Below are 20,664 nucleotides of genomic sequence, written 5' to 3'. Positions count from 1 at the left end.
CGTCAGTCCTTGGTTGCAGTCTTCGGCGTCAGCAGAGGCGCCGACTTTCCGACGAACGTCGGCACGCCTCGAAGCACCCCCTGGAAATCTTCCAGCGGCTCTCCGAGCGTGAGCCCCTCCGAACCGATACGGAACTCGCGGATCGATTCCTCATGAGCCCCGGTGCGCTTCTTGATGACCGACACCGCGCGTCGAACGCGCCCGATCGCTTCGAAGTAACGAAGCAGGATGACCGTGTCAGCAAGATAGGTCACGTCGACCGGCGCCTTCATGTCGCCGACGAGGCCGTGCTGGGCGACAGTCAAAAAGGTGTTCGCGCCCTGCCGATTCAGATACTGCAACAACTCGTGCACGTGCAGTACGAGCGCATTTTCCTCAGGCATGGCGGCCTGATACCCGTTCAGACTATCGATGACAACCGTCTTTACACGCGCGCGGTCGACGCTCGCACGCACGCGATGCGCGAACTCGCCCGGCGACAGCTCTGCCGCGTCCAGTTGTTCGACGTGCAGGTCACCGGCATCTCTCATGGCTTCGAGGTCGATGCCCATTGGGCGCACACGGTCGAACAGAAGGCCGAGCTCTTCATCGAAGACGAAGAGCGCAGCCTTTTCGCCCCGCCGCACGGCCGCCGTGACGAATTGGATCGCGAAGAGGCTCTTGCCGGTCCCTGCGGGGCCAAGGATAAGCGTGCTGGATCCTTGCTCGACACCCCCGCCGAGCAAAGCGTCGAGTTCCGCAACGTCGCTTGTCATTTGCGTGCGCGCGTAACTGGTTCGGTGCTCACCGGCGACAAGTCGCGGGAACACCGCCACCCCGCCGTGTCGGATAGCAAAATCGTGATAGCCGCCACGAAAATGCTGACCGCGGTATTTGAGCACCCTTAGGCGCCGGCGCTCGGCGCCATATTGCGGCGATAACTCCTCCAGTTTGATGACGCCGTGCGCCACGCTGTGCACGGTCTTGTCCGCCGCATCGGAGGTGAGATCGTCCAGCATGAGCACCGTGGCGTCGCGGCCAGCGAAGTAATGCTTGAATGCCAGGATCTGCCGGCGGTAGCGCAGCGAGCTTTGCGCAAGCAAGCGAATCTCCGAAAGACTATCGATGACCACGCGCTTCGGTTTCACGCGCTCGAACTCGCCGAGGATGAGCCGCGTCGTCTCGCCCAGCTCGAGGTCGGAGGAATAGAGCAGCGTCTGCTGCTGATCGGCGTCAAGCAGATTTTCGGACGGGCTGACTTCGAAGATGCTGATCTGTGGACCGAGCCGCCATCCGTGCGACAAAGCGCCGTTGCGCAGTTCCTCCATCGTCTCGGAGAGCGTGATGTAAAGGCATGGCTCCCCCAGCTCGGCGCCAGCCTGCAGGAAACTCAGCGCGATGGTCGTCTTGCCCGTGCCCGGACTTCCCTCGAGAAGGAACAAGTTGCCCCGGCTCAGTCCGCCAACGAGAATGTCGTCGAGCCCCGGGACGCCCGTGCGAGCGTATTGGGGCATTACGGTACTATCGTTCATCTGTTGCTCCAAGCTGCTTCATTGCAACACGGGAGAGCCTGTGTTTCGGAATTTTCGTCAGCGCCTGCTCGAGCGAAGTACGAGCGTCGCAGACATCATGCGCGGATTGCAGTTCCAACCAGTGCATCGCCGGCACGCCACAAAAGGCCTCGAGACGCACCGCCATTTCGGGCGTGATGCTCGCGCTGCCGTCGAAGATCCGGTGAAGCGTTTGACGAGCCACGCCCAGATCTCGGGCCGCCTGGCTCACCGAGAGGCCCAAATGGGGCAGCACAAAGATCTTGAGAAGATCCCCTGGATGGTGTGCCTCGTCCTGATAGCGGGTGGTGCCGGGAATCGACGTGGAAGCCATGGTGGCAAGCGTAACGCGTTGCGTGACAAGTGATCAGGCTACCATGAAGCTGGGTGAGCCGCGCCGTGAGCGTCCCGGCCCGGCCCGGCCAGACCATCTTTTCACAGATTCCCTCGCTCTGAGCCGCGACAGTGCGAAGCAAGATACGGCGCAGCTAGCCTACTCACGCCGATGCTGATGTCGCAGCGGCCTGCCGCCGCTTCAAAGCGGATTGCCTGGCAAGCTGCAATGGATAGCCGTCGCCGCGATCGCGGCTTCGCCGACTGCCACGCAGATCTGATTCAACGAATTGACTGCATCGCCCGCGGCAAATATGCCGGCCACGCTAGTGCGCTGCCGCTTATCCGCCACGATCATGCCGTCCTCATCCCGTTCGACGTTCAAGCCACTCAATAGCTCAGTTTCTTCGCGAGAGCCAAGCACGGGATAGACAATATCGAACCTCTGTCGCCGCCCATCCGGGCAGACAACGCTCAAGCGCCCGTCAGCGTTAGCCGAAGCTTCGAGCGCACCCAACGGCACCAATTCTATGGCGTTCTCTACGGCCGACGCGCGCTCCTCTTGCGTCAGCGCCGAAAGGTCGGGCGCGACGACAGCTACCTGCCTGCAAAACGTTCGGAAGAACAAAGCGTGCGACAGCGCTCGTGACGCGGAACCCAGCATCGCCGCCCGTTTGCCTTGCGCCTCGAAGCCATCGCATATCGCGCACAACCTGAGCAATCCTTTTTCGGTAAGCCGTTCGGCTCCGACGATCGGCGGTAGCCTATCGCGGATCCCGAACGCGAGCAGGACACGATGTGCCAGAGCGCTCTGCCTGTCAGCATCGCCGCTGCTCCTGTAGTCCACGACGAAGCCGGCGGACACCTGTCGTATCGCGACGACTCGGCCGGCGATTATCGGCACCGGGTAGCAATCGACCTGTCGACGCATCTTGACGATGAGTTCCTTGCCGCTGATGCCGCCTTCAAAACCAGCAAGGTTACGCACGATCGGGATCCGCGACGCTCTGCTCTGACCGGCATCGATAACCAGGGTGGAGCGCCTGAACCGGGCAAGATAGAGTGCGGCGGTCAACCCAGCCGGACCGCCGCCGATAACAACACAGTCAAAAGCCTGATCCATCATCGATTCCTTCTTGCACAACCGACATAGCCGAATCAACACGGTGCGCGGTTCACTAACAAGCCTTCGTGGCAGGGTTGAGCAATTCCGATTCCCAAAAGTCCCATGTTGGAACCCGACAATCAAAGTGATCGCGACAGTGCGTACGGGTCGCAAGCACCCGACCCGTCGAGCCACGCTGCCGATTCGACATGCGCGGAGTTAGCAAGCGGGTCTCGTGCGCGGCAGCCCAGGCAGCCTTCGACTTCGTCGAAAAGCGAATCTCGTCTTTCGTCTCAGTCTCAGGTCGAGGCACCGAAAGCGCGCTTCGTGGGAAGGACACCGACGTTCGCGCGGGCAGCGCCGCCGCCCGCTTGCGGGTGGGATGATCGCGACGCCAGATCAACCAGCAATCAGAACGGGTGCGCGGTTCGGTGGCCAAAGGCAACCCGCCGTCCGCCTGTCACAGCGTTCCGACCGACTGTGTTTCACACTGAACGGTGCACCGATGTTCGGACATTGTGTCGCGAGCCGGTCGGCCAACCGTCTGTGGATCGGTGGCCGTGCAACTTTCAGCACGCGTCTTGAATATAAGAGGCCGGGTTCACTTCTTGAAACAGCGGCAGGCTGACGCCGGTCGCCTTGTCATCCGCGAGCGCTCTGCTGCCAGGCAGACCCTCGGTGTTCGGATCGCGCGGTTTGTGGACGCCCGCGTTTGTACTTCCGCGTTGACGTTCCGCTTCCTCGCATTTCGTACATGCGCGCTGAGTTGTGACGGGCGGCAGTGCCCGTGGCAATGAGCACGTACCTGTGGTGAAACCAGTCGAACATGCCTAAAGCCAACATCACTATTCGAACCATGACAGCGGAGCCGCTTCCCGAGCACGACCTGATAACCGCACTGATGCAGCGCCACGTCGCCGTTCTCGATGCCCGCGTCGCACCCGATGGCATCAACTTCGTTTGCGAGGCCGACATTGGCGCGCTCAGGCGCTGCGCCGAGCATCTCGCGTCGCTTTCCTTCGTCGGCGGCGTCTCGCTTCAACTGTGTCAGGCCGCGGCATCGCCCGGCGGCAGCGGAACATGAATCCGGCGCTCGCGCAGCACTTCCTGCTCTACGGCGTGCTTCCGTTGTGGCTCGCCGCCGGCACCGCGGACGCGCTTTGTCACCGCTGGGCGAATCTTCCCGAGACTGCCGGCGTGCGCGAATCGCTGATGCATATCGCCCAGCTAACCGAAGGCGCCGGTGTCGTGCTGTGCGCGTTGTTCCTGCAAATCAACGCGTTCGCGATCGTTGCGATGGCCGCGCTCATCGTCGTCCACCATCTCACCGTGTATGCGGATCTGCGCTACGCATCGGCGACGCGCGTCATTACACCCGTCGAGCAAATGGTACATAGCGTTCTTGAGATGGCGCCGATCGTCGGGCTAGCCATCATTTGTCTCGCACATCCCGATGTCTTCGCCAGACTGTTCGATAACGCCGCTGGTTACACGCCCGCATGGCGCGATCCTCCGTTGTCCTCGACGACCGTCACAGCCGTGCTGATGCTCTGCGCGATATTCGGCGTCGTGCCGTACGCGATGGAACTCGCAGCGTCTATCCGCGCTTCGCGCAAGCGGCAACGGCGGAAGACGGGTGCCGCCAGCGAGTCCGTCATGCGCTAGGCACGCGCCATGCGCAGACCGAGTCGTGCAGCGAGAAACGACGACTTGGAGCAAGCATGCAGAACGCCGAAGGCAACCCGACCCAGGCCCAGCAGAACGAGATGGCGGCAAAAAGCCCCGCCAAGACACCGGCGACAGGCACCGCATCGCCCGATGCCGCCACGCAGGCAGCGGAGTTCGGCCGCGACCGCAATGCTGGCTCGGCCGAGCCCGGGCAGCGCAATGACCCGTCGCCGCTGCCCGACATCGACCATGCTTCGATCGCGCGGGATTCCGGCGATCCGGTGCAGCGGGCGAACAGCCGCATCGTCGGCGTGGATTCGCAAGGCATGGGCTCGACGGACGATACCGTGGACGCGGACGCGAAGTCGATCGAGGCGCGCCGCGATCTGTCGGGCTGGCACGACAACGTCATCACATCGAACGCGACGCTCGAAAACAACGTGCCGGCGCCGGCCGCAGGACTGGGCGGCATCGATAGCCGCGTGACGGGCAATCTCCCTTCCATCTTGCCGAAGCCGGGCTATCGGGTCGTCGTTACGGAAACGGTGTACGCCGAAGAGCGCAACGGTTCACGCGCATCGCACGTGTTCAGGCTGGAGCGCGAATAGCCCGGGCCGCACCACGAGGAGCAAGCGATGAGTTTCTTGCAGCGTCTCTTTCATCGGCGCGAGCACGCCGTCAAGACCGATCTCTATGTGTCGGACTTCGAGCAGTTTCTGAATCGGCTCAAGCACGATCATCCCGAACTGGATCGCGAACAGATGCTCGGACGCGCGCTGCTGTGGGACAAGCTTCCACAGTTTCCGAATTCCGGCGATGTCGCCGCGAAGGAAGGCGAGCTGAGACAACCTTCGTATGTTTATTACAGCCGGACGGATTGAACCGCGTGCCTAGAGCGTCTTCGTGACCATCAGCCAGAAGATGCCGACGAACGCGACGAACGCCATCACGCCGAGCGCGATCCATGCGGACATGAGGCGCCAGTAGCGCCTCGACAGCCCGGCGTCGGATACGGCGCAGGCTTGCGCCTCGGCGGCGAGGCGCATCTGCAGCCACACGACGGGCAGCCAGCACGCGATCGCGACAACGTAGAGGCCGATCGACCAGGCGAGCCAGGGACTCGAAACGGGAAAGCCCGTGAGCCGCATCATCAGATAGCCGGTGAGCGGTTGAACGATGGCGGTCGGCGTCGTGAAAAGCCAGTCGGCCAGCACCACGAGCCGCGACACGCGCGCGACGGTCCGTGCATCGCGTCCGATGCTCGCGGCGAGCAGATAGAACGCGGAGCCGATTCCGGTGCCGAACAGGATCGTCGACGAAATCACATGCATCCACTTGATCGTCAGATAAGTCACGTCGAGCCCTTTCCATCAATGTTCATCAGCAGTAAGAGTGCGGCGATCATCGGCAGATTCTTCGACAGCGGGCCATACGGATGCAGCCAGAACTCCGGCAAGCGCCAGGTAATCAGCACCGAATAGACGACGATCAACCCGATCTGCGCCCACCAGAGACGGCGTCGCGGTCCGAGCCGCGCGGGCCACGCGAAGCACAGCACGCCCAATAGCAGGTCCAGCAGCGCGGCCGAATACAGCAGGAAGAGGCGCGTGCCTTCGGGCGCGCCGACTCGCGCCAGCAAGTCGAGGCTCGCCGCTCGCGGATAAAGCCAGGCGGACACGATCGCGGTCCATATCCACACCGCGCCGATGGCGCCCGCCAGCAGCGGCGCGAGCCACGCGAGCTTCGCACGCAGGCCAAGCGTGGCGCGTTTCGACGGCTCATCGCCGAGCGATCGCGGCGGCCTGCCGAGCCATCGCTGCATGCCATCCGCCGATGCCGCGTTGCCCCGTTCCAGCATCGCGAGTGCATCGGGGCTCATCAGCGCGCCGGGCAAGCGCGCGCATAACGCGGCGGCCGTCTTGACGAGCGGCATCGGCACCGGCATGAACAAGGGGGCACCGGCGGAGCAAAGCCGATTCAGCAGACGCAAGTATTCCTTCATCGTCACGGGTCTCGGACCGACAGCCGCCACCGTCTCGCTCGCGGGGGCTGCGCTTGCGCGCGTCAACGCGCCGCGCGTCACGAGTTCGACCACATCGTCCACATGAACCGGCTGCACGACCTGCGCGCCCGACCCCGGCAGCGGCACGACCGGCAACGTCGACCACGCGGCGAAGAACTGCGTGCTGCGTCCGTCTTCGGCGAACACGAGCGAAGGCTGCACGATCAACGACGAGATGGGCAACGCGCGCAACGCGTCGTCGGCGGCTTTCTTGGAGCGGTGATAAGGCGTCTGTGCGCCCCCATCCGCGCCAAGCGCCGATATCTGCACGATGCGGCCGACTCCCGCCATCACGGTCGCCTGGAACAGCGCGATCGGCGAACGCGTATGGATGCGCGAGAAGTCGTGTCCGGTCCGGTCCTCGAAGATGCCGGCGGCATTGATGACCACATCGACGCCTTCGAGCAGCGGCATCACGCTTGCTGGGTCGAGTTCATCGCTCAAATCGAGCGCCACGAAACGGCAGCCTCTCACGGCGCCTTCGCCGCCAGGCGCATGGCGCGCGGCGCACCTCACCGCGTGTCCTTGCGCAACCAGCGCCGCCGCGATGCGCGAGCCGAGGAGCCCCGTGGCGCCTGTCAGAAAAATGACCATGACTGAAGACATCGACCCTGTGACGGATATCCTGATTCCCGGCTCCGTTGCCGGACTGTTATCGACGGCGGCCCTTGCGATCTGTGGGCGTCTGCACGGCAAACGCGCAAGCGCGCCGATCAGCGCCGTCAGCCACTGGTTATGGCCGCAAGAAGCAAACCAGACCGCGCGGCCGGAATGGCGCCATCTGCTTGCCGGTCTCGCCATTCACCAGTCGATGTCGATCGGCTGGGCCGCCTGCAATGCGCTGGCTGTCGCGGCCGCGCGCACATCGCCGAGACTGCGCGGCGGTGCCGCGCAGTCTCACGGACAACGCGTCGCACTCGCCGCAGCGACGACGCTTGCCGCAGCGGCCGGCGATTATATCGTCGTCCCCAAGCGCTTCACGCCCGGCTTCGAATATCACCTGCCCGCGGCGCACATCGCCGCTGTCTATTTGGCGTTCGGCGCGGGACTGGTTGTGCCCTTTCTGTCGAAGCGCCGCTGAATGCGCAGCCTCGCTCGCTGCAATCCGCGTCGTGGACTCGACGTATCCGCTCGCGCGTGCAACCGACGCGCATCGGCGGATGGAATCGTCGACGAATGTCGGCAAGATCATTCTGTCAGCGGCTACGGCAATCAGTCAGGCGTGATCTCGCCATCCTCCTCGCCCATCCAGTAGTGAATGCGCTCGGCGCGAACCTTGATGAGTACGATCCCCGGCGTTTCGAAGCCTTTCGAGAACCATTTCTCGATGTCTTCGTTCCAGTGATCCTTCATCGCCGGTTTCTCGCGAATGAGCTCCGCGCGGCCCTCGACGGCCACGAAAAGCGGCGGCGCGCCGTCCGGGTTCGCGCTGCTCGTGAAAGTCAGCGCCACGGTCGCATCGGCCTTGATCTCCTGCACCGTATGCGTTTCTTCGAGTGTGAAGAAGTAGCTGTCGCCGTCGTATTCGACATCGCGGTTATTGCTCATCGGCCGCGCGGCGATCTTGCCGTTCAGCGAGCGCGTCGAAAGCATCGCGAAGTCGATCTCCGCCATCTTGGTTGCGAGATCGTGCAAAGTCAGTTGGCTCATGGTGCTCTCCGTGGGTTGATCGCGTATCTTCCGCAACCCGCGTGCCGGTTCGCATCGGAGAGCCGCGCCTTGCAGGTCTGCTCAGTCCGCCGAACGGTGATAGCGCGCCACGTAGCGCGCCTGGCCGATGACTTTCCCATGCATCTGATAGGCGACAAGCGCGGGACTTGAATCCGCTTTGACATCGAGGCTCGAAACGGTCAAAGCCGAAGCCGTCACGATGTATCGATGCGCTTTGCCCGGCGGCGGGCACGGTCCGCCATACGCCGAAGCACCGAAATCGGTCAGCGTCTCGATTGCACCTATCGGCAGCACTCGGGCATTGCCCGACGCGCCTTTTTCAATCGATGTTTGCGACGGCGGAATGTTTGCCACTTGCCAGTGCGTCCAGCCCAAACCGCCGGTGGGTGCATCCGGGTCGTAGATGGTGATGACGATGCTCTTCGTGCCGGCCGGAACATGCGACCACGAAATGCGCGGAGAGACGTTTTCGCCATGACAGCCGAATTGACCGTACACCTGTTCATTTTCGAACCGACCGCGATTCAGCCCATCGACCTTGACAGTGAAGGGATCTGCAACCGCAATGGCGGGTACTGTTGCAAGCAAAGCCGTGCAGCACACGGCTGGCAGGAGACCGTTGAGTTCCATATCGTGTCCGTTGTATAGAACCAGTAGAAGAAGGCCGCTCACTGACTATCATTGCCAGTGACGCGGATGTCCCTCGAATCCAACTCGCAATGCGCCGCGAAGTATCGATCAATAGTCCCACTGCACCGGCACGAAGCGGTAACGCTCACCGCTCTTTGCAACATGACCGATCGACGGAAACGCGACGTGCGCAGCAGCGAGCAGCGTGCCGGTGTCAGCGGCGTCGTCGAGCAGCGCAATACGCACGTCCACACAGGCTTCGGGATCATGTTCGAAGCCATTCTGCCAATCGGGGTTGTCGAAGTTGACTTCGAAAATGGCGTCGCCGACGAACGTCAGCTTCTCCCCGTTCGATGCGACATCCACGACGCAGTGCCCCGGCGTGTGGCCACCCGTCACCCGCGCCGACACGCCCTGTGCGACTTCAACTGTCTGATCGAACTGCACGATGTTCTCGCTGTAGCGTTTGGCGAACTTCGCAGCAGCCTCGCGGAGCGCCGGAGGAACCGCTTCGGGCATCACCGTCTTGCTGAAGTCCGGATTCTTCCAGAACGCGATTTCAGCGGCGGACACATGAATGCGCACGTCGGGACGCAGCTTCGCCTTGACGCCATCGACATTCAGCCCGCCGACGTGATCCATGTGCATGTGCGTAATCACGATATCGGTGATGGCAGCCAGGTCGATACCGGCCGATTCCAGGCGCATTACCGACTGACCGGCGCGCGAGAAGTATTCGAACCCATCGCCTACGCCCGAGTCGATCAGGATCAGGCGTTCGCCGCTGCGCACGAGCGCGATATTCAACGCCCAGTCGAACGTGTCCCGTTGCAGGAAACGGCCATCGAACCATTCGTTGCGATCGGCTTCGCTCACGTTCGTGGACATGGTGGAGGTCGGCAGCGGCAGCACGCCGTCGCTGATCAGCACGACATCGATATCGCCTATGCGAACTGCGTATCGGGAAGACACGAGCTCGCCCGATCCTTCTTTGCCGAGCTTGGCGATAACGGGCTGCACATTGCGGGTTGTCTGGCTCATCTTCGATAGTCCTGGAAATTTGATGGCGTGAGCGCGCGTTGCGCTTCCTTTCGCTCGCGTTCGACCGAGCGTGTGACGGATTGTAGGAAGCGGTAGCGAAGGCCAGTAGGGTCGCGAGTGCGTACACCGTGTTGCCTGAGTGGCGACAATGGACGGTCGCGCGACGGCCGTCATCCGGTGAGTCCAGACTGAACGGAAGATGCCGGAACCGGCATGTGAGGCGCTATCGAAGATGTGAGGCCGCGTCGCCGCGGCCATGTCACGCTCAGATCTTGAAGTTTTCCAGCGTCGCGGGATGAAAGAGTTCCTCGGGCTGCAGCAGCCGGCTGGACAAGCCTTCCTGATGATGCCGCTCAAGGAACCGCGACAACACGTGCCGGTTCGGCTCGAAGCCATACGACCAGAAATCGTGGCCCATGAGACGCCGCGCATTGCGCAATTGTTCTTCGACGAACGGCAGCGTCACCTTGGTCGCGGACGTATCGCTGAGTCTGGCGAGCGCCAGCGCCTTGCTCTTCTCGAACGCCTTCGCCACCGCGCCGGGCAGCCACGGATGCTGCTCGGCGAGCGTGCGCCGCACGCCCAGCAGATGCATGATCGGGAACAGCTTCGTGCGCGTGTACCAGTCGGCGGCGGCCTTTTGCGGATCGTCGAAAAGGTATTTGACGTTCGGATGCCCGTTCGCGAAGCACGACGGCGCGCGCGGGCCGATGAGCGCATCGATCTCGCCGGATGCGAGCATGCCCGAGATCGTCTGGTTCTCCGGTGCGTTTTCGAGCCTCACGTCGCCGGGCAGCTTGAGACTGATCTTTTCGAGCCGGCCGGCTTCCTCATAGCCGCCGCGAACCCACGTGACGTCCGACGGCTTCAGACCGTGATCTTCCTCGAGAAAGAGCCGCGCCCACACGTTCGCCGTCAGCTGATATTCCGGCACGCCGATGCGCTTGCCCTTCAAGTCGGCAGGCGATTCGATGCCGCGATCGTTGCGCACATAGATCGACGTATGCCGGAACGCGCGCGACGGAAAAATCGGCACGCCGATATACGGGCTCGTGCCCGCCGCCGTCTTCACGCTATAGCTCGACAGCGACAGTTCGCAGATATCGTAGTCGGCGTGGCGAAACGCGCGAAAGAAGATCTCTTCCGGATCCTGCAGCATGAAGGTCGGATCGACGCCGTCGATCTGCACTTCCCCATCGACCAGCGGCCGCATGCGATCGTAGTTCCCCACCGCGACCGACAGATTGAGCTTGCCCATATTCAACTTTCCTTTGTGATTGACGTTTCGCCGCCGATGAGCACGTCGCGCTGTTCGGCGCTCGAACGCAGCATCGCGAGGCAGATCTCCAGCGTGCCGCGCGCCCAGACGCCGTCGTGCAGCGGAGCGGTCTCGCCGTGCACGGCGGCCATGAGTTCGTCGATGACTTCCGCGCGCGGCACCTCGGGCGCATCGAGCTCGATGCGCTCGCGCCGTTCGTCTCCATACACGACGATGCTATCGGGCATCGGCCGGAGATCGCCGCGCTCGCACGACACGATCAGCGGCCCGAAGTGCTGATGCCTGCGGGTATGGGCTGTCTTGGCGGCGGGCGCATAGGCGTTGCCGCCGTACGTGCCCGCAGCCTTGAGACGCGCCTCTTCTTCGCGCGACGCCACTTTCGCGAGCTTGCGCCGCGCGGCGCCATACTCGTCGGCGTTGCGCGTCTGACCCATTTCGCCGATCCAGCCGGTCCACTCGTCGGAATCGAAATGTCCATAGCCGTTGTAGGCAAGCGTCGCGAATGCGCCGTTCTCGAACCAGAGCGTCGCGGTGTACGCGCCTTCGGTCGGACGCGCCGTATCCCAGTTGCCGACGGCAGCCCGGATGCGCGTAGCACGGCTTCCGGCAAGCATTCGCACGATATCCACCTGATGCGCCGCCTGGCTGAAAACCGCGCCGCCGCCCTCTTCCGTTTTCAGTTCCTCCGGACGGCGCGGCCGGTAGAGATAGTCGGTGTAGTTGAGCGCCTGGATCATCTTCACGTCGCCGAACGCGCCCGATGCGATCAACTCGCGGGTTCGCAGATACGGCGTGTCGAAGCTATGGCAGTGACCGACGATGAGATGCACGTTCGCCTCGCGACATGCGGCGATCATGTCGTCGCACTCGGCGAGCGACAGCGCCATCGGCTTCTCGACGAGCACATGCTTGCCGTGCGCCGCCGCGATTCGCGTATGCGCCGCATGAAACTGATGCGGACTCGCGATGTAAAGCGCATCGATATCGGCGCGGCGCGCGAGCGCTTCGATGTCGTCGAAAGCGGGCGCGTCGAAATCCGCTTCGAACTGCGCGCGCGCCGTCTCGCGCGGATCGCACGCCCCGGCGAGTCGCACGCGCGCGTCGCCGAGAAACGTCGGCAGCATCAGCGAAAAGGCGCGGCCGAGGCCGACGATGCCGAGTCTGATCGTGGTCATCAGACCTGAACCTGATAGTTCGATTCGAGTTCCGGCGCTTCCTTGTCGACGGACTCCATCCAGACCGGATGCGCCGCGTATTGCTTCCAGTCGGTGTCTTTCGGCACCATCGCCTGGAACGAGCACACGCTGCGTGGAATGGCCTTCTCGCCGGTCCCGATGGCCGCCTCGCCGGACTTGAACGCCTCGAGCGCATCGAGCATGCGGCGGCGGAACTCGACCACGGCGACATCGCTCGCGCCGAGGCGCTCTTCGGTGCGATCCGCGATCGCGCCCATCGTCACCCACATGGCGATGTCCTGATTCGGGAAGCCCTTGATGCCGGTGAAGTTGCCGGCCTTCATGGCTTCGCGATCCTGCCAGAAACGGTTGTCGTGATTGCGCAGCGGCCGATAGTTCTCGTCGAGATCGATGCCGACCTGCTGCCCCAGGAATTTGCGCCACGTCTCGGTTTCCGGCGTCTTGTCCGGATGGCCCCACGCCATGAAATAGAACGCCGTGCTGTGGTCGTCGCAGGGCACGTTGATGTTCGCGACGTTGTAGAGGTTGTTCGGCGGGATCAGCGCGGTTGCCGGCGCGACGAACACGGTCGAGCGCACGTAGTCATGCGTAGCCGCGTTCTGTATCGGGCGGCGCAGCGCGGCATAGCGAAAGCCGTATTCGGTGCGATGCACCTGGAGGCGCGGCGCCTTGTCCGTCGATGGACGCAGCCAGTTCTTCGAGGTCGCTTCCGCGCCGCCCACACGCGCCGGCACGAAGTCCGACGAGTGCAGACTGGAGCTGTGCGCCGAATCGATCGCGCCTTCGAGAATCTGCGCCCAGTTGCACGGCAGGATCGCCTTGGCGATGCTCACGCGCGTGTCTTCGGTCGGCGCCCATGCCGGCGGCACGAACTCGGGAATGGCGTCCTGCGGGCCCATGTAAGCCCATACGAAGCCGCCCCACTCTTTCGTTTCATAGGCCTTGTGCTTGACCTTCTTCGTCATGTCGCTGCACGAAGGCTCCGAGACCATCTCGATCACATTGCCCTTCACGTCCATCTTCCAGCCGTGATAGAGACAGCGCAGACCGCAATCTTCGTTGCGTCCATAGACGAGCGACACCCGGCGATGCGGACAGTACTCGTCCATCACGCCGACATTGCCGTCGGTATCGCGGAAGACGACCAGATCCTCGCCGAACAGGCGCGCCTTCACCGGCGCCCCGTCAGGTTCGCTGACTTCTTCGATGAGACACACCGGCGTCCAGTGACGGCGCATCAACTGACCCATCGGCGCATCGCCTTCGACGCGGCACAGCAATTCATTTTCTTCATGCGTGAGCATTTACGCTTCTCCTGACCAACCTATGCAGTGGGGAATGTTCTTCAGAGATCCAGCACCAGTTCTTCGCTCTTCGCACGCGATACGCAGATCATGATCTGATCGCGCTTCTCGTCCTCGCCGAGCACCATGTCGCGATGATCCGCTTCGCCCGCGCACAGCGTCGTACGGCACGATCCGCAAGTGCCGCTTTCGCACGAGCTCGGCGCGCGGATGCCGTTGTCTCGCAAGATTTCGAGAATCGAGCGGTCCTTCGGAATCTCGAAAGAGCGGCCCGAGCGTTCCAGCTTCACGCTGAAAGGCGCGTTGTCGGCTGCGCGCGACTGATCCACGCCGAAGCTCTCGAAGTGCACGCTGCCGGTCGGCCAGTGCCCGGTCATGTCGCGCACGCCGTCCATCAACGCGCGCGGGCCGCAGCAATACACATGAGCGCCGCTCGCGGGCTTCTCGAACACGGGCCAGAAATCGAACGCTTGCGCGAGGTCGCCGTGGTCGTGATGAATGACCACATGCGGCTTCCATTCCGGGCCCGACAGTTCGTCGATGAAAGCGGTGGTCTCAGGGCTGCGCGAGACGTAGATGAGCTTGAAACGCGGGCCGTCGATGGCCTTCAGATAACGCATCATCGAGAGAATCGGCGTGATGCCGATGCCGCCCGCAACGAATACGAAACTGCGCGCGCGCTCGTTGAGCACGAATTCGTTGCGCGGCTCCGAGACGTCGATGCGATCGCCTTGCGCGAGGTCGTCCGCCATGCTGACCGAGCCGCCGCGACCCGCCGCGTCGCGCTTCACGGCGATCACATAGCGGTCGGTCTCGGCCGGATCATTGCACAGCGAATAGCTGCGATTCGCGCCGTTCGGCACGCGCACCGTCAGATGCGCGCCGGCCGTGAACGCAGGCAGCTCGCCGCCTGCGCCGTCACGCAACTCGAAACGGAAGATGCCTTCCGCCACCTGATCCTTCTTCGTCACCACGAGCGTCCTGAATGACAGTTCGTCGTTCATTGCACCGGCTCCCCTGCTTGTCGCCTCATTCGATCGAGCCTTCCCAGCGTCGATCACCATGACGTTTATATTAGATATCTAATCATTTATCGGCAAGCGGGTTTTCCCTGAAACGCGTCACCTCGTTACAAGAAAAAACGGCGCCTTCATGACGAAGGCGCCGCCGCTGCTGCGAGAATCGATGCTTACGAATGCTTTTCCGCGTGCTCGCGCAGCGTGTTGGCCGGCACGCCGATCAGCACGGCGAGTCCGCCCAGCATGACGATGGCCGCGATCGCCGATAGCCCGATGGCCAGACTGCCCGTCATCGTCTTGATCCAGCCGAGCGCGATGGGTCCGCAGAACGCGCCGACTTGCCCCAGGCAACTGATCGCGCCGATGCCCGCGGCGGCGGCGTCATCGGAGAGATAGGCCGGCGGAATCGACCAGATAATCGCGGCCGCGCCGAAGTACGAAATGGAGATCATGCCCAGACAGACGATGGCCGCTGTCGTATTGCCGGCCAGCACGGGCAGCAGGAAGCCGCCCAGCGCGCCCACCGCCGTACACAGGAAGAAATGCCAGCGGCGTTCCAGCGTCACGTCGGAACTGCGCGCGACCGCGAACATGCCGAGCGCGCCGATGATGTACGGCAGCGCGGACAGCAAACCGACGTTCAGCACGTCCGACACGCCCGCCTGACGGATGATGGTCGGCGTCCAGTAGTTGAGGATCGTGCCGCACAAAGGCACCGTGCCCCAGCCCGCCGCGAGGATATACACGCGCGGATCCTTGAGCGCCGCCAGCAACTGATGACGCGTATGTTTGGCGGGCTTTTTCTCGGCGCGGTCGGCGGCGAGCGCATCGAGGATGATCTTCTTCTGTTCCTCGTCGAGCCAGCGCGCGTCTTGCGGGCGATCGACGAGATAGAAGAACGCGACGATGCCCATCAGCAGCGCAGGCAGGCCTTCGAGAAAGAAGAGCCACTGCCAGTTCTTGTAGCCGAGCACGTCGACGAAGTTATGCAGGATCCAGCCCGAGAGCGGCCCGCCGATGATGCCCGCCGCGGCAATCGCCAGCAGGAAGCGCGATGTGATCCGCGCGCGCCGCGCGCCCGGGTACCAGTACGTCAGATAGAGAATGATGCCGGGCCAGAACCCGGCCTCCGCCGCGCCGAGCAGGATGCGCGCGATATAAAACTGCGCCGGCGTGGTCATGAAGGCCATCGCGGTCGAGATGCCGCCCCACAGGATCATGATGCGGGAAATCGTGAGGCGTGCGCCGATCTTCTTGAGCCACAGCGTGCTCGGCACTTCCAGCAGGATATAGCCGATGAAGAACAGACTCACGCCGAGACCGTAAGCGGCGTCGGACAGACCGAGATCCTGCTTCAGATGCAGTTGCGCGAAGCTGACGTTCACGCGATCCAGATAATTGAGCACCCAGCAGACGAAGATGAACGACATCAGCCGCCAGGTGACCTTGTGATACGTGGCCTCTACACGCGCTGCCGCCGCGTCCGATTCCGATATGAATTGCGTGACTGTGGATTTGGCCACAAAGCGTCTCCGATTCCCATGCTCATGAGGACGATGCCCTGGCGCAGAAAGATGCCTCCCGCGACCCGGACATACCTTATTTTTATTCGATATCTAATCATTATGGTAAGGAGACAGGCGCGCGCGGACAAGTTCGGGTTTGCACGGAGTTCTGCGCGCTTTGCAACGGATGCGGGCGCGACGGCTGCGCGGCTATGATGTCGGGAAGACCAACTGCATTCGGGAACGAACCGCCATGACACGAAAGAAGGCTGTGGAGGGCGCGCCCCGCGAGACCGCGGAGATGCTGCGCCATTGGCACGAATCGGTGCCCAACGATCGCCTCGCGCACCTTGTAAAGGACGCCACGCGCTCGATGGTGCGCGCACTGCAGATGCGGCTCGCCGAGCACTCGGTGTCGTTCGGGCACTGGACTTTCCTGCGCATTCTGTGGGAGAAAGACGGCCTGACGCAGCGCGAATTGAGCGAACAGGCCGGCGTGATGGCGCCGACGACCTTCGCCGCCGTCACTGCGATGGAGAAGCTGGGACTCGTCGAGCGTCAGCAGCGGCCGGACAACAAGAAGAACACGCATGTGTTCCTCACCGCCGAAGGGCGCGCATTGAAAGACCAACTGGTTCCGCTTGCCGAGGAAGTTAACGAGATCAGCGTGACGGGTTTGACTGACCGCGAAATCAAGACAGCGCGCAAGGTGCTGCTCACGATCATCGAGAATCTCGCGGATGATGAGTCGGGCTCGACCAATCCCATGCGACGCGTCTTATCGACGCGCGAACTGGGCAAGCTGATCGCCGAGCGCGGCGAGAGTTTTGAAGACGCGTGATGCGCCGTAGCGCCTCCGCGCCGATCGCGTCATGCGACCTCGAACGGATCGATTGGGCGGTCATCCATCACGATTTCCGCATCGAGTTTTTGGGTGCTGATCGAGAAGCGCGCCTGGTGCGGGAATGACGTGCAAAGGGCGTTTTGGACGCTTGCTTATGGCCGGTCCCTTGCCGGTCACGATGGATTCGGCGGCGTCCGAGTGTTGCCGTCATCAGCCTCCGTCAAAGGCAAATCCTGTTTCGGTTCAGCGGGCTTCGTGTCGGGTTGCTTCGTCTTGTCGGTATCGACAACGTCAGTGCCGGGTTCGTTCTGCGGAATGGTCATGATCGGCTCCAATCGGTACGTGAATGTGAGCGCCTCGAGGCGCCCAACATCGACTGCAGCACGAAGAATGCCAAACGGCCGGAACACCGTTTGCTGTTCTTGAGAAATCAAGACAACGATGGAGCCGATCATGTGCGCCGCACGAACGGAAAACAGCAAGCCGCCTCAGAATCCGATCGATTTCGACGGGCTCACCGATCTCGGTCCGGCACAGCCCAAGAACCCGCCCCACCGCGCTAACGAAGACGCTGAATTACGCGATCCTCCAAGTCCGGCCGGCGTGCCGTCCACTGGCGCGAATGAAGGACAACGTTGACGGCCGGCTCACGGAGGCTGGTCATGGTCCATCGTCGAATGCAAACGGCGGGCGCACCTGCTCGGGTGGGCGCACTCGATGCAGGTTCAGCGCGACATCCGCAGCATCGGCACGGCCCTCACGCGCGCACCGAGGCGGATGGTGAGTCCCAGCGACGGCCAGCCAGACGCATCGCGTAGTCGATTAAACGCGAGTCAGCATCCGGCCACCGGTCGCGCTCCATGCTCAGCGCCCTGCCGTCTACGCCGCCGGTTATGTAGAAACTACGCTCGAGCGCTTCTCGCAGACGCCGAAAAAATCCTCTTGTGTCGCTTGCGAGCGACCAAGCAGAGCGCACGCGCCATCATAGGGTTCTCTCGAAGATCGCGCCGAATCCGGATGTGTCCTTACCTGTCGGCGCGGCGCTGGCTAAAGGCGGCGCAATTTGAGCCAGCTTGTCTGCGAGCGCGGCTTCTGAAAACGGCTTCACGATATAGCCGCTCGCACCGGCGTTGATCGCGGCGAGCACGTTCTCGCGCCGCTTTTCGGCGGTCACCATCAATACCGGCAGTTCGGCCAGATCGGACTTGCGGATCTCCTGCAGGAGAGTCAGCCCGTCCATATTGGGCATGTTCCAATCAGTTATGACGAGATCGAACTGTTGCGTGCGCAACTTTTCGAGCGCTGACACTCCATCCTCTGCTTCGTCGATGGTCGTATAACCGATCGCTCTCAGCATTTTCCGGATCAGATTGCGCATGGTGGCCATGTCATCGACCACCAACAAACGCGTGTGAGCATTTACCACCCTTTCCTTCTCCTTCATTCAAAGAAGCGCTCGCAAGTATTGGCTATCGCCCCTGCAAGATGCTTCGCACTATTGATTCACTACAACGGCCGCCTTTCGAGACGACGGTGTTGAGCGAGCCCAAGGACGTCCGATCGAGACTACGCGTCGAATTCGACGCAAGCCTTCGCCGCCGACTCAGGCCAAGGCATCGGCCGCCCGCCACGCTCAGAACGTCGACCAGTCGCCGTCAGCCGCCGCCGCGACTGCAACCGGCTTCTGCCCGCTCGAAGGCTTCGGCACGCGCGGCGTCGTCCCGCTTTTTTCGGCGAGTGCGGATCGCGGCGTCTGAGGAGCGCGATGACTGATTGGCTTGACGGCGAGCGTCTGACCGGTGCGAAACACGCCTACGGCGGCGGTCAGTTGCTTCGCCTGATCCTCCATCGAACCTGCCGCGGCCGCTGCCTCTTCAACGAGCGCGGCGTTCTGCTGCGTCACCTCGTCCATCTGCGAGATAGCTTGATTCACTTGCTCGATGCCACGGCTTTGCTCGTTGGATGCGGAGGCGATCTCGCCCATGATGTCGGTGACTCGCTGGATCGCCGTGCCCACACGCTTCATCGTCTCGCCTGCCTGTGCGACGAGTACGGTCCCTTCTTGGACTCTTCCGCCTGACGTTTCGATGAGATCCTTGATCTCCCTGGCGGCCGTCGATGACCGCTGCGCAAGGTTGCGCACTTCGCTCGCAACGACGGCAAAGCCGCGGCCCTGCTCGCCGGCGCGTGCTGCTTCGACTGCAGCGTTGAGCGCTAGGATGTTGGTCTGGAATGCGATGCCTTCGATAATCCCGATGATTTCGGCGATCTTTTCGGAGCTCTGCTCGATGCCATCCATCGTCTGAATCACCTGACCGATGATGGCGCTTCCTTCGTTGGCGACCGCATTCGCATTGTCCGCCAGTCCGCTCGCTTGCTGGGCGTTCTCCGAGTTTTGCTTAACCGTCGCCGTCAGTTCCTCCATGCTCGCGGCGGTTTCTTGCAGCGATGCCGCTTGCTGCTCTGTGCGACTCGAGAGGTCGGTATTGCCAGCCGCAATCTCAACAGCGCCAAATGATACGGATTCCGAACTTGTGCGGATCGTGATAACCATGTCTTGCAGACCACGGCGCATGCTTTCGACTGCCGCGAGAAGGCTGCGGTCATCACCGTCCTTCAAGGGCGTTGGCGAACCGAGGTCGCCGCCTGCAATCTCCCGAACAACGCGCGCGGCAAACTCCGGTTCTCCGCCGAGGGCTCCGGTGACGCTGCGTATGATTTTCCACGCCAACGCAGCAATGACCAAGAGCGCTACGCCTATCAAGCCGGCAGTCTGAAGCGTCGTATGCAGGATGGTGGCGCTGATATCGTCGGTGAAGAATCCGGTGCCGATCCACCAGCCCCAAGGCTTGAACTCGACAATGCCGTTCATCTTGCCTGTCATGACGCCGGTCGATGGGTGGGCGGTGACCACCATCACCACGGGGATGTGCTCCTTGGCGAGCATCTCGCGATAGAACTCTGTGTCTGGCCGTCCGTCCGGCGCCTTGCCCAGCAGGATTTTGCCGATGTTCTCCTGTTTGCGATGAACGAGCGAGGTCCCATCCGGGAGGCGGGCCCAGAAGTAACTCTGATCGGAATGATTCATCCTGTTCAAAGCGGTCTTCGTTGCGGACTGCGCTTGCTCCGTAGTCATCGCACCGGCAACTTCCTGATTGTGATAATACTCAGCGAGGTGCTCGGCCATTTTCAACAGGTTGACTATCTCCGCCTGTTTCGCATCGAGCATTGCGCGTCGCTCGCTATAGACGCTGTATCCTCCGACTGCGAGCAAAGCGATAAGCGCTGTGACGGCTAACAGTGTCAGCCGAGTAGAAACTTTCATTGCAGATTCCGTGTGCATGGTTGTGGTCGCGGCAATTCGCGGCGTCCTCCCTGCTAACGGCACTAACCGCAAGCACTTGAGTCGAGGATCGCGGCGGACATCCGGTTTTCGTCTGGCCGACCGCGGGACGCGCTGCGGACACGCTGCCGCGGT

The 20,664-nt window shown here is 62.5% G+C and carries 22 protein-coding genes and 1 pseudogene; 7 read left to right on the top strand and 16 right to left on the bottom strand.

Translation table 11 applies throughout. The features are described 5' to 3' along the window. Nucleotides 1-2: 2 nt before the first annotated feature. The 3 genes from LDZ23_RS34375 to LDZ23_RS34365 form a co-directional block, all read right to left on the bottom strand. Nucleotides 3-1,511, bottom strand: a complete 1,509-nt coding sequence (locus LDZ23_RS34375) for an ATPase domain-containing protein (RefSeq protein ID WP_033535654.1) — start codon at nucleotides 1,509-1,511, stop codon at nucleotides 3-5. Next, nucleotides 1,501-1,863 carry a HigA family addiction module antitoxin gene (locus tag LDZ23_RS34370; RefSeq protein ID WP_008345543.1) on the bottom strand — a complete coding sequence of 121 codons (363 nt, stop codon included), beginning with the start codon at nucleotides 1,861-1,863 and terminating at the stop codon, nucleotides 1,501-1,503. Before LDZ23_RS34370 ends, LDZ23_RS34375 begins: the two co-directional genes overlap by 11 nt. A 201-nt stretch (nucleotides 1,864-2,064) precedes the next feature. Then, the gene (locus tag LDZ23_RS34365) at nucleotides 2,065-2,988 is read right to left on the bottom strand and encodes an NAD(P)/FAD-dependent oxidoreductase (RefSeq protein WP_034471109.1); all 924 of its coding nucleotides are present in this window, start codon (nucleotides 2,986-2,988) and stop codon (nucleotides 2,065-2,067) included. Between the two features lie 805 nt (nucleotides 2,989-3,793). On the opposite strand from LDZ23_RS34365, the gene LDZ23_RS34360 reads away from it, so the two are divergent. The 4 genes from LDZ23_RS34360 to LDZ23_RS34345 are packed head-to-tail and all read left to right on the top strand — an operon-like array spanning nucleotide 3,794 to nucleotide 5,516. Beyond that, nucleotides 3,794-4,051 (top strand): hypothetical protein, encoded by a 258-nt coding sequence (locus LDZ23_RS34360; RefSeq protein WP_144403552.1) that lies wholly within the window; start codon nucleotides 3,794-3,796, stop codon nucleotides 4,049-4,051. Beyond that, nucleotides 4,048-4,632: a hypothetical protein gene (locus tag LDZ23_RS34355; RefSeq protein WP_008345549.1), complete on the top strand. Its 585-nt coding sequence runs from the start codon at nucleotides 4,048-4,050 to the stop codon at nucleotides 4,630-4,632. Before LDZ23_RS34360 ends, LDZ23_RS34355 begins: the two co-directional genes overlap by 4 nt. 56 nt (nucleotides 4,633-4,688) lie before the next feature. Next, a complete protein-coding gene (locus LDZ23_RS34350; protein WP_008345556.1) occupies nucleotides 4,689-5,243 on the top strand; it encodes a DUF3005 domain-containing protein in 555 nt (184 codons plus the stop codon). A gap of 27 nt (nucleotides 5,244-5,270) precedes the next feature. Next, on the top strand, nucleotides 5,271-5,516 hold the full coding sequence (locus LDZ23_RS34345; RefSeq protein WP_008345557.1) for a DUF3460 family protein: 246 nt from the start codon (nucleotides 5,271-5,273) through the stop codon (nucleotides 5,514-5,516). Between the two features lie 9 nt (nucleotides 5,517-5,525). Here LDZ23_RS34345 and LDZ23_RS34340 read toward each other — a convergent pair whose 3' ends face one another. After that, nucleotides 5,526-5,990, bottom strand: a complete 465-nt coding sequence (locus LDZ23_RS34340; RefSeq protein ID WP_008345559.1) for a DUF2269 family protein — start codon at nucleotides 5,988-5,990, stop codon at nucleotides 5,526-5,528. Continuing rightward, nucleotides 5,987-7,291 (bottom strand): SDR family oxidoreductase, encoded by a 1,305-nt coding sequence (locus LDZ23_RS34335; RefSeq protein WP_008345562.1) that lies wholly within the window; start codon nucleotides 7,289-7,291, stop codon nucleotides 5,987-5,989. The genes LDZ23_RS34340 and LDZ23_RS34335 overlap by 4 nt, the downstream gene beginning before the upstream one ends. Here LDZ23_RS34335 and LDZ23_RS34330 point away from each other — a divergent pair. Then, nucleotides 7,290-7,778 (top strand): hypothetical protein, encoded by a 489-nt coding sequence (locus LDZ23_RS34330; RefSeq protein ID WP_008345563.1) that lies wholly within the window; start codon nucleotides 7,290-7,292, stop codon nucleotides 7,776-7,778. The genes LDZ23_RS34335 and LDZ23_RS34330 overlap by 2 nt on opposite strands. Before the next feature lie 28 nt (nucleotides 7,779-7,806). Further along, nucleotides 7,807-7,923 (top strand): annotated as a pseudogene (locus tag LDZ23_RS34325) (zinc-binding dehydrogenase); the annotation flags it as partial. Here LDZ23_RS34325 and LDZ23_RS34320 read toward each other — a convergent pair. The 8 genes from LDZ23_RS34320 to LDZ23_RS34285 all read right to left on the bottom strand — a co-directional run bounded on the left by LDZ23_RS34320 (nucleotide 7,910) and on the right by LDZ23_RS34285 (nucleotide 16,360). Beyond that, nucleotides 7,910-8,347, bottom strand: a complete 438-nt coding sequence (locus LDZ23_RS34320) for a pyridoxamine 5'-phosphate oxidase family protein (RefSeq protein ID WP_008345574.1) — start codon at nucleotides 8,345-8,347, stop codon at nucleotides 7,910-7,912. The pseudogene LDZ23_RS34325 and the gene LDZ23_RS34320 sit on opposite strands and share 14 nt — an antisense overlap. An 81-nt stretch (nucleotides 8,348-8,428) precedes the next feature. Then, complete coding sequence (locus tag LDZ23_RS34315) at nucleotides 8,429-8,998, bottom strand: YbhB/YbcL family Raf kinase inhibitor-like protein (RefSeq protein WP_244808898.1); 570 nt, start codon at nucleotides 8,996-8,998, stop codon at nucleotides 8,429-8,431. Nucleotides 8,999-9,106: 108 nt separating this feature from the next. Next, nucleotides 9,107-10,039: an MBL fold metallo-hydrolase gene (locus LDZ23_RS34310; RefSeq protein WP_008345578.1), complete on the bottom strand. Its 933-nt coding sequence runs from the start codon at nucleotides 10,037-10,039 to the stop codon at nucleotides 9,107-9,109. 265 nt (nucleotides 10,040-10,304) lie between these two features. Beyond that, nucleotides 10,305-11,297 (bottom strand): ABC transporter substrate-binding protein, encoded by a 993-nt coding sequence (locus LDZ23_RS34305; RefSeq protein ID WP_008343726.1) that lies wholly within the window; start codon nucleotides 11,295-11,297, stop codon nucleotides 10,305-10,307. Between the two features lie 2 nt (nucleotides 11,298-11,299). Next, the gene (locus tag LDZ23_RS34300; RefSeq protein ID WP_008345579.1) at nucleotides 11,300-12,493 is read right to left on the bottom strand and encodes a Gfo/Idh/MocA family protein; all 1,194 of its coding nucleotides are present in this window, start codon (nucleotides 12,491-12,493) and stop codon (nucleotides 11,300-11,302) included. Beyond that, nucleotides 12,493-13,818 (bottom strand): Rieske 2Fe-2S domain-containing protein, encoded by a 1,326-nt coding sequence (locus LDZ23_RS34295; protein WP_008345581.1) that lies wholly within the window; start codon nucleotides 13,816-13,818, stop codon nucleotides 12,493-12,495. Before LDZ23_RS34295 ends, LDZ23_RS34300 begins: the two co-directional genes overlap by 1 nt. Nucleotides 13,819-13,859: 41 nt before the next feature. Further along, entirely contained in the window at nucleotides 13,860-14,822 is a 963-nt protein-coding gene (locus LDZ23_RS34290) for a PDR/VanB family oxidoreductase (protein ID WP_008345583.1), read from the bottom strand. Between the two features lie 185 nt (nucleotides 14,823-15,007). After that, entirely contained in the window at nucleotides 15,008-16,360 is a 1,353-nt protein-coding gene (locus LDZ23_RS34285; RefSeq protein ID WP_008345585.1) for an MFS transporter, read from the bottom strand. Between the two features lie 235 nt (nucleotides 16,361-16,595). On the opposite strand from LDZ23_RS34285, the gene LDZ23_RS34280 reads away from it, so the two are divergent. Next, a complete protein-coding gene (locus LDZ23_RS34280) occupies nucleotides 16,596-17,183 on the top strand; it encodes a MarR family winged helix-turn-helix transcriptional regulator (RefSeq protein ID WP_033535651.1) in 588 nt (195 codons plus the stop codon). A 176-nt stretch (nucleotides 17,184-17,359) separates the two neighbouring features. On the opposite strand, the gene LDZ23_RS34275 is transcribed toward LDZ23_RS34280, so the two are convergent. The 3 genes from LDZ23_RS34275 to LDZ23_RS34265 all read right to left on the bottom strand — a co-directional run bounded on the left by LDZ23_RS34275 (nucleotide 17,360) and on the right by LDZ23_RS34265 (nucleotide 20,511). Further along, nucleotides 17,360-17,641, bottom strand: a complete 282-nt coding sequence (locus tag LDZ23_RS34275) for a hypothetical protein (protein ID WP_034471106.1) — start codon at nucleotides 17,639-17,641, stop codon at nucleotides 17,360-17,362. Between the two features lie 527 nt (nucleotides 17,642-18,168). Beyond that, the gene (locus tag LDZ23_RS34270) at nucleotides 18,169-18,612 is read right to left on the bottom strand and encodes a response regulator (RefSeq protein ID WP_144403563.1); all 444 of its coding nucleotides are present in this window, start codon (nucleotides 18,610-18,612) and stop codon (nucleotides 18,169-18,171) included. Between the two features lie 207 nt (nucleotides 18,613-18,819). Then, nucleotides 18,820-20,511: a methyl-accepting chemotaxis protein gene (locus tag LDZ23_RS34265; RefSeq protein WP_008345593.1), complete on the bottom strand. Its 1,692-nt coding sequence runs from the start codon at nucleotides 20,509-20,511 to the stop codon at nucleotides 18,820-18,822. Between the last annotated feature and the right edge of the window lie 153 nt (nucleotides 20,512-20,664).

This window comes from Caballeronia zhejiangensis (assembly GCF_022879815.1).
In the GTDB taxonomy this organism is placed as follows: domain Bacteria; phylum Pseudomonadota; class Gammaproteobacteria; order Burkholderiales; family Burkholderiaceae; genus Caballeronia; species Caballeronia zhejiangensis.
This window is presented reverse-complemented; position numbering and strand designations above follow the sequence as displayed.

What these genes read in the sequence shown, in the direction of transcription:
- LDZ23_RS34365 (WP_034471109.1), bottom strand. Translation starts at nt 2,988, where the DNA reads ATGATGGATCAGGCTTTTGACTGTGTTGTTATCGGCGGCGGTCCGGCT.
- LDZ23_RS34280 (WP_033535651.1), top strand. Translation starts at nt 16,596, where the DNA reads ATGACACGAAAGAAGGCTGTGGAGGGCGCGCCCCGCGAGACCGCGGAG.
- LDZ23_RS34275 (WP_034471106.1), bottom strand. Translation starts at nt 17,641, where the DNA reads ATGATCGGCTCCATCGTTGTCTTGATTTCTCAAGAACAGCAAACGGTG.
- LDZ23_RS34290 (WP_008345583.1), bottom strand. Translation starts at nt 14,822, where the DNA reads ATGAACGACGAACTGTCATTCAGGACGCTCGTGGTGACGAAGAAGGAT.
- LDZ23_RS34375 (WP_033535654.1), bottom strand. Translation starts at nt 1,511, where the DNA reads ATGAACGATAGTACCGTAATGCCCCAATACGCTCGCACGGGCGTCCCG.
- LDZ23_RS34295 (WP_008345581.1), bottom strand. Translation starts at nt 13,818, where the DNA reads ATGCTCACGCATGAAGAAAATGAATTGCTGTGCCGCGTCGAAGGCGAT.
- LDZ23_RS34300 (WP_008345579.1), bottom strand. Translation starts at nt 12,493, where the DNA reads ATGACCACGATCAGACTCGGCATCGTCGGCCTCGGCCGCGCCTTTTCG.
- LDZ23_RS34370 (WP_008345543.1), bottom strand. Translation starts at nt 1,863, where the DNA reads ATGGCTTCCACGTCGATTCCCGGCACCACCCGCTATCAGGACGAGGCA.
- LDZ23_RS34320 (WP_008345574.1), bottom strand. Translation starts at nt 8,347, where the DNA reads ATGAGCCAACTGACTTTGCACGATCTCGCAACCAAGATGGCGGAGATC.
- LDZ23_RS34310 (WP_008345578.1), bottom strand. Translation starts at nt 10,039, where the DNA reads ATGAGCCAGACAACCCGCAATGTGCAGCCCGTTATCGCCAAGCTCGGC.
- LDZ23_RS34350 (WP_008345556.1), top strand. Translation starts at nt 4,689, where the DNA reads ATGCAGAACGCCGAAGGCAACCCGACCCAGGCCCAGCAGAACGAGATG.
- LDZ23_RS34360 (WP_144403552.1), top strand. Translation starts at nt 3,794, where the DNA reads ATGCCTAAAGCCAACATCACTATTCGAACCATGACAGCGGAGCCGCTT.
- LDZ23_RS34330 (WP_008345563.1), top strand. Translation starts at nt 7,290, where the DNA reads ATGACTGAAGACATCGACCCTGTGACGGATATCCTGATTCCCGGCTCC.
- LDZ23_RS34345 (WP_008345557.1), top strand. Translation starts at nt 5,271, where the DNA reads ATGAGTTTCTTGCAGCGTCTCTTTCATCGGCGCGAGCACGCCGTCAAG.
- LDZ23_RS34335 (WP_008345562.1), bottom strand. Translation starts at nt 7,291, where the DNA reads ATGGTCATTTTTCTGACAGGCGCCACGGGGCTCCTCGGCTCGCGCATC.
- LDZ23_RS34355 (WP_008345549.1), top strand. Translation starts at nt 4,048, where the DNA reads ATGAATCCGGCGCTCGCGCAGCACTTCCTGCTCTACGGCGTGCTTCCG.
- LDZ23_RS34265 (WP_008345593.1), bottom strand. Translation starts at nt 20,511, where the DNA reads ATGAAAGTTTCTACTCGGCTGACACTGTTAGCCGTCACAGCGCTTATC.
- LDZ23_RS34315 (WP_244808898.1), bottom strand. Translation starts at nt 8,998, where the DNA reads ATGGAACTCAACGGTCTCCTGCCAGCCGTGTGCTGCACGGCTTTGCTT.
- LDZ23_RS34305 (WP_008343726.1), bottom strand. Translation starts at nt 11,297, where the DNA reads ATGGGCAAGCTCAATCTGTCGGTCGCGGTGGGGAACTACGATCGCATG.